This is a genomic window from Microcoleus sp. EPA2 (assembly GCA_020882975.1).
Classification (GTDB): domain Bacteria; phylum Cyanobacteriota; class Cyanobacteriia; order Cyanobacteriales; family Microcoleaceae; genus Microcoleus.
The window spans coordinates 1-12,496 of the sequence record JAHRFD010000016.1; the positions used below are offsets into that span (position 1 = coordinate 1).

General features: G+C 44.5%; 11 protein-coding genes. 5 read left to right on the forward strand and 6 right to left on the reverse strand.

Annotation, left to right across the window (positions count from 1 at the left end; genetic code table 11):
* Positions 1-639: 639 nt before the first annotated feature.
* A complete protein-coding gene (locus tag AAFP14_RS15455) occupies positions 640-897 on the reverse strand; it encodes a hypothetical protein (RefSeq protein ID WP_341733138.1) in 258 nt (85 codons plus the stop codon).
* A 97-nt stretch (positions 898-994) separates the two neighbouring features.
* A complete protein-coding gene (locus AAFP14_RS15460) occupies positions 995-1,828 on the reverse strand; it encodes an LmeA family phospholipid-binding protein (RefSeq protein WP_341733139.1) in 834 nt (277 codons plus the stop codon).
* Positions 1,829-2,579: 751 nt separating this feature from the next.
* Between AAFP14_RS15460 and AAFP14_RS15465 the strand changes: the two genes are divergently transcribed.
* Positions 2,580-3,374, forward strand: a complete 795-nt coding sequence (locus AAFP14_RS15465) for a pseudouridine synthase (RefSeq protein ID WP_341733140.1) — start codon at positions 2,580-2,582, stop codon at positions 3,372-3,374.
* Entirely contained in the window at positions 3,371-4,246 is an 876-nt protein-coding gene (locus AAFP14_RS15470; RefSeq protein ID WP_341733141.1) for a helix-turn-helix domain-containing protein, read from the forward strand. The genes AAFP14_RS15465 and AAFP14_RS15470 overlap by 4 nt, the downstream gene beginning before the upstream one ends.
* Positions 4,247-4,338: 92 nt before the next feature.
* Here the strand turns inward: AAFP14_RS15470 and malQ are convergent, their stop codons facing one another.
* The 4 genes from malQ to AAFP14_RS15490 form a co-directional block, all read right to left on the reverse strand.
* Positions 4,339-5,847: a 4-alpha-glucanotransferase gene (malQ, locus tag AAFP14_RS15475; RefSeq protein WP_341733142.1), complete on the reverse strand. Its 1,509-nt coding sequence runs from the start codon at positions 5,845-5,847 to the stop codon at positions 4,339-4,341.
* Positions 5,848-6,177: 330 nt separating this feature from the next.
* A complete protein-coding gene (locus AAFP14_RS15480) occupies positions 6,178-6,303 on the reverse strand; it encodes a photosystem II protein Y (RefSeq protein ID WP_341733143.1) in 126 nt (41 codons plus the stop codon).
* Between the two features lie 578 nt (positions 6,304-6,881).
* Positions 6,882-7,640: a MinD/ParA family ATP-binding protein gene (locus tag AAFP14_RS15485; RefSeq protein ID WP_341733144.1), complete on the reverse strand. Its 759-nt coding sequence runs from the start codon at positions 7,638-7,640 to the stop codon at positions 6,882-6,884.
* Between the two features lie 125 nt (positions 7,641-7,765).
* Positions 7,766-9,622 carry a CHASE2 domain-containing protein gene (locus AAFP14_RS15490; protein WP_341733145.1) on the reverse strand — a complete coding sequence of 619 codons (1,857 nt, stop codon included), beginning with the start codon at positions 9,620-9,622 and terminating at the stop codon, positions 7,766-7,768.
* A 334-nt stretch (positions 9,623-9,956) separates the two neighbouring features.
* Here AAFP14_RS15490 and AAFP14_RS15495 point away from each other — a divergent pair, with 334 nt between their 5' ends.
* The 3 genes from AAFP14_RS15495 to AAFP14_RS15505 all read left to right on the forward strand — a co-directional run bounded on the left by AAFP14_RS15495 (position 9,957) and on the right by AAFP14_RS15505 (position 12,388).
* Positions 9,957-10,694, forward strand: a complete 738-nt coding sequence (locus AAFP14_RS15495; RefSeq protein ID WP_341733146.1) for a DUF928 domain-containing protein — start codon at positions 9,957-9,959, stop codon at positions 10,692-10,694.
* 112 nt (positions 10,695-10,806) lie between these two features.
* Positions 10,807-11,556: a DUF928 domain-containing protein gene (locus AAFP14_RS15500; protein WP_341733147.1), complete on the forward strand. Its 750-nt coding sequence runs from the start codon at positions 10,807-10,809 to the stop codon at positions 11,554-11,556.
* Positions 11,557-11,593: 37 nt separating this feature from the next.
* Complete coding sequence (locus tag AAFP14_RS15505; protein ID WP_341733148.1) at positions 11,594-12,388, forward strand: HAD family hydrolase; 795 nt, start codon at positions 11,594-11,596, stop codon at positions 12,386-12,388.
* The last annotated feature ends 108 nt before the right edge of the window (positions 12,389-12,496 follow it).

Below are 12,496 nucleotides of genomic sequence, written 5' to 3' on the forward strand. Positions count from 1 at the left end.
TTTCGGCTCGTCAAGCTCTTTTCCGGTTATTTTGGCGATTACACCTGATTTCCTTCCTTTTTACTTGACTTTTTTTTCGTTGTTTGTGATATTGAGTATCAGCTACTGCTTTTACTCTCTATCTCTTATTTTTGTGACGAGGTTAATAGTGATTTAAGCTTTCAAACTATTCTTTTTTCTAGGTTCGGTGTTTACCTTCCGGTCGTGGTTCGGTGAACCGCTTTCCTTTTGGCGCTTTTCAAGAATAGCCTAATAACCAGGGTGATGCGAGTAGAGGGAACCGAATCTTTTTGTAGTAATTTTTCTACTTTCTTATTTATCGTAAGTATGGTATAATCCACAGATTTTGTTTGTATAGCCGTCAATACTCCTCCCATAAAGAAATCCCCAGAAGGGTGATAATCTGTTCCCATCCCAAGACAGAAGCTCTAATTTCTATATTTGTTATGGCAATGACCCGTGTTAGGACACAAAGGGTAAGACATCCTCGATCGCCAGAACGTAAGGAATCGAACTGATCGAGCTGTTTACGAATTCGACTACGCGAGCGGATAAGCGGATAAACAGAGAGTGTCCAAAAACTGACAAGAACTGCAAAAGCTTGTGGCGCGGGTATCCCACCCGATCGCCCAATTAAATTTAAATATCTAACACATCAATATAATGGTGGCGATTATCATTGTATTTAATTGAGCGAGTCCGATCGCCCAAACGAGGAGAACTCGCACCACAAATCTGTATCGGTGGGTGGGAAGAACAGTGTTTCAACTTAGATTGACTCACCAGGAGACTTCTGAGGCGATCGGGATGACGCGGATTACGGTGAGGTGGCTGATGTGTGGCTGGGAGGAAGAGCGAATTATCGATCGCACTCACCCTCAATATTGTATATAACATTAGATTTGTCTGGAAAAGGGATGACAGTGAAGTGTTTCTGAGTCATCAGCTAACTGAGCAATAATTCTAGGGCTTGCGCTTAAAGCCATTTAACTAACTAAGGCAAAACTCTAATTCCACCCCGACAAACTATTTCCCCGGTATTCAAAATTAACTCCTCAATTTCAACTTCTGGTCCGAAATCAATTTTAAAACTATCTACAATATGCTTAGTGGATGATTGTGAAAATTCGATTTCTGGATTCTCTAACATCAATTCGTGACTGCTCAACATCCGCAAACCAGTCCGCAATACAAAGGGGATTTGCCTACCTTCAGGGTGCAAAATAACAGCAGAAAGCGTTAACAAACCTGCATCAATTGCTATTTGCGAATTTTGTAGTAATGTTAGAGGCTGTTCCCGATCGCCTAGCGGCAGTATTGGTATCAAAAAATCGCTCAAAGCATTAGCAAGTAAAGGTGCTTTCAGCGACGCATTTAAATCGGATTGAATTAGCCGTAAAACGCCGAATACGGGAAAGGATTCTAAAAGGCGCAGTGGTTGACCTTTGATAACTTGACCGAGGTTAACGCGGATGCCAGCACCCTCTAGGGCGATGGAGGTTAGATGCAGTCCCTGATAGACAGCACCGCGAGCTGTTACGGTTACTTTGGGGATCGCACCACTGAAGATTTGTCGATCGCTCCCCTCAATTTTCACGCTCAACTCTGACACCTGCTGAACTTGCGATCGCAGCCACAACTGCACCGCCGGAGACAGCACTGCACTGGCGATTCGGCTGCCTTGACTCCTTGATGGTATCCCCGAACCCTGCGGCTGACCGACATTAGCACCTCCCAGTTCGCCACTAGGGCCAGATCCATTGTCAAATTCCCAAGAATTGCGATCGACTGTCATAAAAGATTTCAGAATTGGAACTTTAATATTCAAACACAAAAATTACACCATCTGGGCTGCTTGAGCTGCGGGGATTCTCGCTGATTCCCCATCGCCGAAAGTAGGGAAAATTGTCCCCGCTAGCTCCCTGGTTGCCAGCGTTGTCATGTATGGAAGCTCAGACTACCGCAAATTTAACTATAAACCTAGTATTTGTTTTAGTGTTAGTTTATAATTGTCTCGTCTAACCCCGCACCTTTGTAACCAGCAGTCGAGCGAAGGTGCAGGAATTGCGATCGAGAGTGAAAACCCAGAGTTTTCATACAATCTCCAGGGTTATTGCATCGGGACAATCTGCTGATGTGCCAACCTTTGTACGGTTTCGCCAACAGTATAATTTGTTCAAAATCAGGAAATAAAGTTTACAAAATTTCCGATTTGCGATGTCAGATTTACAACGTCAGATAGCGCCTAACACATACCACAGACACCTATTGCTTAATTGGTCGGGGCTAAATGTATCGAAAGCATCCAAAATAAAACTATTCCTGTAACGTAACATTTATACATAGTTTGTCTAAATCGTGTCAAGATTTAGCTGGACTGCAATCCAAGCAACAACTTTACGAAGCTGTCGGCCCAGGAGTCCATAAACCCCCAAGAAATTTAGGGGTATTGGAAGAAAAAGATTCACCAACTTTTAAATCCAAAGTCACACCAGTGTTGATGAGACACCGTTAATCAATTCAACCTGTCGTATTTCCCCCCCCCCAACTCTTGAGTTGGGCGTTTCCAAACTCCCGTCATGTCAGATGAAAGGCTACAAAAAATCCTCGCCCAGTGGGGCATCGCCTCTCGCCGTCAAGCTGAACAAATGATGATCGCTGGACGAGTGCGAGTCAATGGTCAGGTCGTGAATTTAGGACAAAAAGCTAATCCAGATATCGATCTGATCGAAGTCGATGGAGTGCCGGTCAAGGCGACAGAACGACCAGCGTCAGTCTATCTGTTACTTCACAAACCCCCTGGGGTAGTTTCGACTTGCAGCGACCCCAGGGCGCGATCGAAAGTTCTGGACTTGCTGCCTCCCAAACTACGTTCAGGTCAAGGCATCCACCCGGTAGGACGCTTAGATGCAGATTCTACGGGCGCACTGCTACTCACTAATGATGGTAAGCTGACATTTTGTTTGACTCATCCGCGTCATTCGATATCCAAAACTTATCAGGTTTGGGTGCAGGGGCATCCTCCCGAACCGATACTGGAAGCGTGGCGTCAGGGGATCGTCTTGGCCGGCAGAAAGACTATGCCAGCTCAAGTTGAAGTCTTAGAGCGCACTCGCAACGAAACCATGTTGTCCGTTATTTTATCAGAAGGGAGAAATCGACAAATTCGGCGAACCGCCGAGCAGTTAGGATATCCTGTGCTGGGCCTGCACCGCACAGCCATTGGCTCGATTCAATTGCAGCCACCTTCGGAGCCAATATTGCCAGTAGGCTGCTTCCGACCTCTTACAAATTCTGAAATTATTTTTTTATGGAGTCTAGTCAACCTAACCTCAACCAATGTGCCAGTCAACATCAGGAAGCACAGCCTATGACAAAGAATTTATTTTTTTTACTTTTCAAAACCCCTAAAAAAAAGCTGCCTTCCCAAGAGGCAGAACGCGCCCAAAAGCTAGCAGAAATTGGCGCAAAACTCCGCCAGTTCCGGGAAAAAGAGTCGATTTGCTTGGACAAAGTAGCTGTGGTGACGATGATTCGGCGGGATCTGCTACAGGCGATCGAGGATGGTCAACTAGATCGACTGCCCGAACCAGTCTATACTCAAGGTTTGATCAAGCGGTACGCGGAGGTCATGGGTTTGGACGGGGCTGAGTTTGCGGACTGTTTCCCGATCGAACCAGCACCTCGATCGGTACCCAAGTTATCCTGGCAAGAATGGCCTCAGTTGCGGCCGATGCACTTGTACCTGTTTTACACATTTCTAATTATATTTTCGGTCAATAGCTTGTCTCAATTGATGGGGGGTTCCTTCACAGGAAGAAACGAGCTGGTCAAAGAAAAACTCGCACTCCAAGAACAACAAGCCCGTTTAGCAGCCGAGTCCGATCGCGTCGCCAAAAAGCAGAAAGTGGATACTTACACAACTCTACAAGCTGGCACAAAAAAGGGAAATTTAAATAAATCTGGCGATAAACCAGTAATGGTTAGCGTCACTTTCAAGGAAGAATCGTGGTTGCAAATTGAAATCGATGGCAAAACCGAGTTTGAGGGAACTTTGCCTTCTGGGACTCAGCGAACTTGGCAAGCTAAAGACAAATTAGTGGTGGTGGCTGGCAATGCCGGCGGGGTACTAATTGCCTTTAATAACGGACAAGCCGAGCAACTCGGAGACCCTGGAGTTGTCAAAGAAGTTGTTTTCAAAGCTGACGAACTCAAGCCTTCAGAAAAAGCCAAAAATGAAGGCTAGTTGGTAATTGGTAATGGGTAATAGTTAGTTGTTACTTGTTAGTAGTTAATATTTTTTCTCATAACAAATAACAAATAACAAATTACCCATTTTTAATTTCTCTTAGGGGAACGCCCGCAGATGTAAGTCATGGTTTTGAGTCGATCGCGCACTTCCCAATTCAAAGCTTCTGCCCGATATCGCCACCCCCAATTTCCCTCTGCTTTCCCTGGAAAATTCATCCTGGCATCTGTACCCAAACCCAACAAGTCTTGAAACGGAACAACTGCCAAATTAGCAATCGATCCCCAAGCCATGCGGATTAAAGACCAATGAATCCCTTGGGGATCGAGGCAGCCCAAATAACGATAAACATCTTCTCTTTCGTAGTGTTGAAGTTGATTGAACCATCCGACAGTCGTATCGTTGTCGTGAGTGCCGGTGTAGACTACACAGTTGCGTTCGTAGTTAAAAGGCAAAAAAGGTTCATCGGGACCTGAGTTAAAAGCGAACTGCAAAATCTTCATTCCCGGAAACTCAAATCGATCGCGCAAAGCTTCCACTTCAGGAGTAATTAACCCTAAATCCTCAGCGATAATTGGCAGGTTGCCAAACTTCTCGTTAATTACCTCAAACAAAGCGGTTCCCGGCGCTTGAATCCACTCTCCCTCGATCGCATTTTTTTTGCCACGCTTAACAGCCCAGTATGCCTCAAATCCTCTAAAGTGGTCTATTCGAGTCACGTCTACATAATCAAAAATCGCTTCAAAACGCTGCACCCACCACTGGAAATTATTTGCTTGCAACTCCTCCCAATTGTAGACAGGGTTGCCCCACAATTGACCTGTACTGCTGAAGTAATCAGGGGGAACTCCCGCCATTAAAGCTGGTTCTCCCGTGGGTTCATCCAAGCAGAATGTTTCGGGATGAGACCACACATCTGCGCTATCGTGAGCTACATAAATTGGAATGTCACCAATAATTTTAATGTCCCGCAGGTTAGCATAACGTTTCAACTCCGTCCACTGGCGAAAAAACTCAAACTGGACGTATTTGTAGTAATAAATTTCAGCATTTAGCTGCTGCCGCCACTTGTCTAGCGCATCGGGTTTTCGATGAGCAATATCTGGTTCCCAATTGTTCCAGCTAACACCACCAAAGGATTCTTTGAGAGCCATAAACAAGGCATAATCTTCCAGCCATATCGCTTTGCTTTCACAAAAAGCCGAAAATTCTCTTTGCTGAACCGGCGATGCTTTCGTCTTAAAATTTTCGGAGGCTTTTTTGAGCAATGGCAATTTCAGAGCCACTGCGCGCTCGAACTCTACATAGTCGAGGGGAAATTCCGGCCAATTAGCCAAGTCTTCATCTGTTACCAATTGCTCGTCTCGCAATATTTCCGGGCTGATCAGCATCGGATTTCCTGCCATTGCTGAATAGCACGAATAAGGAGAATTGCCGTATCCTGTGGGGCCCAGTGGCAATATTTGCCAGTATTGCTGGTCGCTTTCTACTAAAAAGTCAATAAAGCGATAGGCTTCTATTCCCATGTCGCCTACGCCGAATCGACTGGGAAAGGATGTGGGGTGGACTAGAATACCGCTAGATCTGGGAAAAAGCATAATCTATCTCAAGATATAGGAGTTCAACGTTGACAATTTTACCGATCTTCCCTACAGGTTAAACTTCGGAGTTTTTCGGGTTTTTTTCAGTGCAATTACTTTTGTGATTGTCTCATATTTTGGTTGGAGTGTGTTTGACCAATAGTTTGATTTTCCTTAAGCGATCGCAGCCGATAGATTCATTTTCCGAGTTCATCAATGCTCTCTGGGTTTTTGAGAAATGATTCTAACTTTTCCCAAGAATTTTACAGTAAATAAACATGAATTAGCCGACTGTTTTTGTATCTTAAGAAACAGTCGGCTCGGAAAGTAGCTGTAAATAAGCTAAGTTTAAGTTTGCTTGTTCAACAATTTCTGAACTTGTGTCAGAGCAATAGCGCCGATGTTGTATACGGCCCAGCCGCCCGCCAACAAAACGGGCATCAATACTATTAGTATCCGCAGGTCAAAATCCATTGTTTCTCCTCCTAAAGTTTTTTCACAAATTCTGTTGACTCTCCCCAGTTAAGCTCACGCCGGGATGCTTAAGACTGGGCGGCCTTAATATCCCTATTGCTGGGGTTTCCGGGCGCAATCCTGTTGCCAAACATGGCGGTCTGCTATCCTAGTGTGGCCACTAGCTCCTCGGTCGTAACTTTCCCCCTGTCGGGGGGTAGGTTTTAATGTCTTGTACTGACAAGTCCTTGGAGACCTCTGCGTAAAAGCAAGTCTTGAACAGGCCGGATACCTATTCCACAATCATGATGACAGAGGTGTATTTGACTAGGCAAAAACACTGGGTTAACATGATTCGGCACGATCGGTAAATCAAGGCAGGATTTATCCTGCAACTACCTTCGATCCCTCGACTCAAGTCAAGCAGGTTTTCCGGCTATTCTTTATAATCTATTTTTATCTTATTGTGTCACCATTCTTCAGACTAAACAAGCTAATCTTTGCCACTGAAAGTTCGATCGCCCCCGCCATCTGGCCATCTCGCCCGGTGGGCGTGAGTCGAAATGGTCGATCGCCTCGCACAGCAGGACATCCCAGGATCAGGCCATAATTTGTCTAGCAATCCCTTCCACCACCGCAGTTAGGGGATCGTTGGGGTAATGCAAAGCAAAAACTCCCTTACTCGCCAGCAGCATCATTTTGTCGCTGTGGGGCAGAACTCCTACCACTGGGATCTTGTATATCGTCTCTACTTGCTGCTTCAAATCATCAAAGTCCAGGGATTCCGGGGCTTTATTGATAGTCATCAAGATCTTTGGCACTTCTAATTGCCTCGCTACATCTACCGTCACAGCCGTTCCTTGAAAGTCTTGCTGATCGGGACGCAGGATCAGCAGCAGAATATCGGAAATTGTAATACTGAGCAGAGTTTCTTCGTTGAGGCCAGGGTGAGTGTCGATAAATAGGTAATCTAAATCCAGAACCTCGATCAGCTCTTCAAAACCGTCCGTCAGCAATCCTACGTCGTAGCCTTCGCGCAAAACTCGTGCGATTTCTCCTGCTTTAATGCTCGAAGGGATCAGGTAGAGTTCGCCCTTATTTGCTAATTGGGGCAATAGGGAAGTTACTTTGCAGGCTGTATCGGCGATCGGACATCGGCCCCATAGGTAATCATTCAGACAGCGATCCATATTGTTTTCAGTGAAACCGAACAATACATGAATCCCAGGGGATTGAATATCGGTGTCTACAATAGCCACCCGATTTCCTTTGCTAGCGATGATAGATGCCAGGTTTGCTGTCGTGTTCGATTTGCCAGTTCCACCCCGGTAGGAGTGGACAGAGATGGTTTTGGACATGGTTTAGTTTGGAGTGTGAGATGAGGAAGCAAATTACTACTTTCACATCCTCCGCTACCATTCGACCCTTTGACAAGCTATTAACAGTCGATCGTCAGTTTATTGAGATACTGTTCTGGAGATGTCTAGTCCTGATTGGTGGGATTTTTGAGCCTGTTTTTTGCGGATTTGCGCTGTCGCATTTGTCTGGCTTTGGCTTGCAAATCGCTCAACTCCCCATCAGCTTGAGTTTCCATCGCCCCGTCAAGCAGTTTTTCCTCAACAGTCACAGGGGTTTGGGATGCCTGAGCTGACAAATTGCTCAAGTCCCCATCGGTTGGAGTTTCCATCGCCCGGTCAAGCAGTTTTTCCTCAACAGGCACAGGGGTTTGGGATGCCTGTTCAGCTTCACTCAGTACCCCGCGCTGCTTGTGTTTTTGAGCTTTTTGCTTTAACTGAGCTAAGTAATCCTTGGGCTGATTTTCAGCGTTTTGAGGTGTTGCCGAAACAGGAATTATTTTGGGTATTTCTGCAGGTCCAGAAGGAGCTTGAGCAGAGAGTTCTTTTTTGCTCCCTCTAAGTCGATCTTTTTTTTGCTGCAATTCTTTAAAGAACTGCGATTGCGTAATTTCTGCTACTTGCTCATCTTTTTGGGCTTGGTCTATTTCAATTTTGAAAACTTGTTTGACGCGATCGGTAATTGCTTTCCCGTAACCTGATTTATTAAATCTGTCGGCTAATACAATACTGCCACCAGTGACAACTAAAGCTAAGGCAGGTGTTGCCATCGGCACCCACCCTCCTAACCAAAAAATCCCCAAGCTGGTGATGCAACATACTCCCAGCATTGCCACAAAGGTGAGTATCAAGCGCGTAGGGTGAGTTATTCGCCAAGCCAAGGTTCCTCCCAAAATCGACCATCCTGAAATCCACAGGATTTCTACCCATTCGGGCCAAAACCAAAATAAAGGTCGATCGTCTAAAACCGCACTCAAAATTTGGCTAACGACTTGTGCGTGAGTAACTATCCCCGGCATGAATTGGTTTTTATCTTTTCCCGCACTGTAAGGAGTATAAAAAAAGTCTTTAACAGTTTCCGTGGTGTAACCGATGAGAACTATTTTATCTTTAACCAAGTTCGGGTTGACTTTACCTTCCAAGACATCTGTTAATTTGACTTGGTTTGCTACTTTACTTCTCGACCTATAGTTAATTAATATTTGATATCCTCTGAGATCTACATTTTTATATTCTCCGTCATTGGGTTCCAATTTTTTAAACTGCTTTTGACCAAGCCATAAAGATTGGTCTTTCGCGAGTTTGGGGTAAATTTTTTGCGCTTGCAGGTAGCGCAATACTAGCTGGAGATTAAAGGAAAATAAAACTTGGGAATTGTCGTTACAAAGGTGTTTTTCGGTAGGATAGTTAGTTTCTATAGCCGGGGGTTTCATAAATAATAAAGCCCTGCGGACTATGCCACCGGGATCTACTCCAAAATCTGCAAATCCAATCCGCTCTTTTGGCATTCCGGGGGGAGGCGGAGTACCGGGACTATCGACAGTACCATCGGTGACTAAACAAACTCCGATCGTGCGATCGCTTCTGCGCAAAAATTTAGCTAACTCGTCCCGCCCCTCTCCTTGGGGTACATCTCGCAGGACATCTAAACCGATGACTCGTGGCTGTAGTTTGTCTAGTTTTTGTAAGATTTCAGTTATTTTGCGATCGGATATGGGCCACTGTTTCAGCCTCTGAATGTCTGATTCGGTAATTCCGACAATTAACAAGCGCGAGTCTGGACTTTCGTCAGGACGCCACCTCACCATTTGGTCATAAGCCGCTAACTCTACTGATTCGAGTATTCCAAGCTGTCTAGCCCCAATTAAGGACAAGGTTACGGCTGCGCTAGCTATTAGTACAGACCTCGCAAATGTTACCGAAGGTTTATAAAACTTACTCAATGGGGTTGTTACCGATCGAATTTGGTTAAATATATTACTCATGGTCCCTGGATAAAGGTTTGAGTCGTTTGTGGAGCAGCAGTTTGTAGGCGCTGGCCTTAACCCTCGACTGTTTCTATCTTAGAACAGTCCGAAGATTCCGCAACTTGGTCAAAAATTTTTTACCGTTTTTAGCTTTCAGTCTCCGTAATAATCCTTACGACTTGGACAACTCGATGTTTGGGCTGTTGAGAATACACTTGCCGATCGCATTAATTAATGCTATGGATATGTCAAGGTTAAAAATGTGTATCTACAGCGAGTCTAGTTGCTCGAAAAAATTTCTCGGAAACAGACAATTTCTGTGTTTGCAATATTATACTCAAAGGTACAAAAAATGAAACGTTTTTTACATCTTGCTACGGTTTCGGTGGCTTTATCTGCGATCGCAGCCACTATCCCCACAATACCTACACCAGTGCGAGCCCAATCTCAACCAATTCTTCTGAGCCAGAGTCTTAACTTCCAGCCTCCCGACGTCACAGCCCCAGCCAACCGACAAGGGGGGACACATCGTGGTAATGGTGAATGTCCGGCTGGCTTATCCATTACTCCTTTAGTACCCATTAGCAATATTGGTTTAACACTCACAGATTCGCCTACATTTTTTGTGTATGTCCCTCAAACTGATGCCCAAATAGAATTCACATTGCTCACAGAAAAGGAAGACGAATTAGTCTACGAAAAAAGCTTCAAAGTTGACAAGCCAGGGATTGTCGGGGTCAATGTTCCACCCGGAGCCAAAGACAAATCTGTGCAAGTAGGTAAGCGTTATGTCTGGTCATTTTCCATGATTTGTGATAATCAAGATCGATCGGCGGATTTAGTAGTAAAAGGCTGGGTAGAACGAGTAGAAAAAGAAGCCAATGTCCAGAACAGTTTAAAAAAAACAGACCCGATGACAAGAGTGAACTTTTACGCCCAAAATGGGATTTGGTATGAGACTGTCACAACTCTAGCCGAACTGCGCCGTCAGAAACCAGGAGATTCTGTTTTGATCGCAGAGTGGAATAAATTGTTGCACTCCCAAGGACTTGATTCCGTAGCCACTCAACCCTTGGTTGAATCTCTTTAATTTTTTCTGGATTGTGTCAATATTGAGATGGTTGTAGTGTTAATCAGAAGTTTCAACTCCTGGTTAACCCTACAAAAATGTCATACCACATTTCAACAATTGAGTCAAAGCAATGAAAGGTTTTCTGCATCTTACTACTGTTTATACTAAGTATCTGGCTCTAGGGACGATCTCAGCTATTATTTCTAGTCTACCAGCACCATTGCTAGCTGAGTCTACCCCTATGCAACTGAGCCAGAATATTAATTTCCAGCCCCCAGATGTGGAAGCTCCCAACAATCGCCAAGGTGGAACCCATCGAGGGGATGCGTGTCAAAAAGAATTATCGATTATTCCCTTAGTCCCAGACAGCAATTTTGGTTTAACCCTAGCAGCCTCGCCAACATTTTTAGCTTACGTTTCTGGGGGTGGTACTGAAGTGGAGTTTACTTTGCAAACAGAAGATGAAAAAGCAACGGAAATTTACAAAACTACCTTCAAAGTTGACAAGCCAGGGATTGTTCAGGTGACTATTCCGACTACTGATAATCCTCAGAAAACTCTTCAGGTAGGTCAGCGATATCAGTGGTTCTTTGCGGTGATTTGCAACTCACAAGATAGAGCGGGAGATTATTTTGTCAACGGTTCTGTGCAGCGGATTGAACCTCAGCCAAGACTGAAAACCGATTTAGCAACTCCCGACCCGATCGCTAGAGTGAGCATTTACGCTAATAATGGGATTTGGTACGAAACAGTAGCTAATCTCGCCCAATTGCGGCGTCAGGCTCCTGATGATGCCAAGCTGACAGCAGAGTGGACTAAATTATTGCAGTCTCAAAAACTAGATGCAGTGATGAATCAACCCCTAGTTCAATCTTTCTAATAATCACTCCTGAAAAAATACAACTGACAGCTTACTAATGAATAATCAGTTTCCCACAATTCTAGCTCTGGATTTTGACGGCGTGATTTGCGACGGATTAATCGAATATTTTCAAACAGCTTGGCGCACCTACTGTCAAATCTGGAAGCCCGCTCAAACAGCCCCAGATCCCGATTTAGCTTCCAGTTTTTATAGAGTGCGTCCAGCCATTGAAACTGGGTGGGAAATGCCCCTGCTGATTCGCGCGCTGCTGACTGGAATTACGGAACAGCAAATATTGCTAGATTGGCCAAACATTGTACCACACTTGATGTCAGAAAATAATTTAAAAGCTGCATCAGTTGGGGCTATTTTAGATGGATTGCGGGATAATTGGATTGCCGAAGATTTGCCGGGATGGCTTTCTTTGCACCGTTTTTATCCAGGAGTAGCCGAAAGTTTATGCAGATGGCAGGAGACTGCGGTAAAAGTGGCAATAGTTACGACAAAGGAAGGTCGCTTTGTGAGAGAACTTTTGCAGTTAGCCGGTGTACAACTACCGTCGGAATTAATTTATGGCAAGGAATATAACAAGCCAAAACATCAAATTTTGCGGGAATTTTTGGCAGCATCTGGCGAAAATACTACTATTTGGTTTGTGGAAGACAGGTTGAAAACTTTGCTCTCGGTGAAACAGCAGCCTGATTTATCAGATGTCAAGTTATTTTTAGCTGATTGGGGTTACAATACTTTGGCTGAACGGGAATCAGTAGCTGAAAATCCACCAGTTCAATTGTTGTCTCTATCCCAGTTTGCGGCAGATTTCTCCCATTGGCTCCCGGAGGAAACATGATGTTATGTAGTAATGAGTAAAAAAACACAAGTAACAAACAACCAACCACAACAAACAAGAAACAAGAAATAACCAAAAACCAACAACAAATAACAAATAACAAATAAC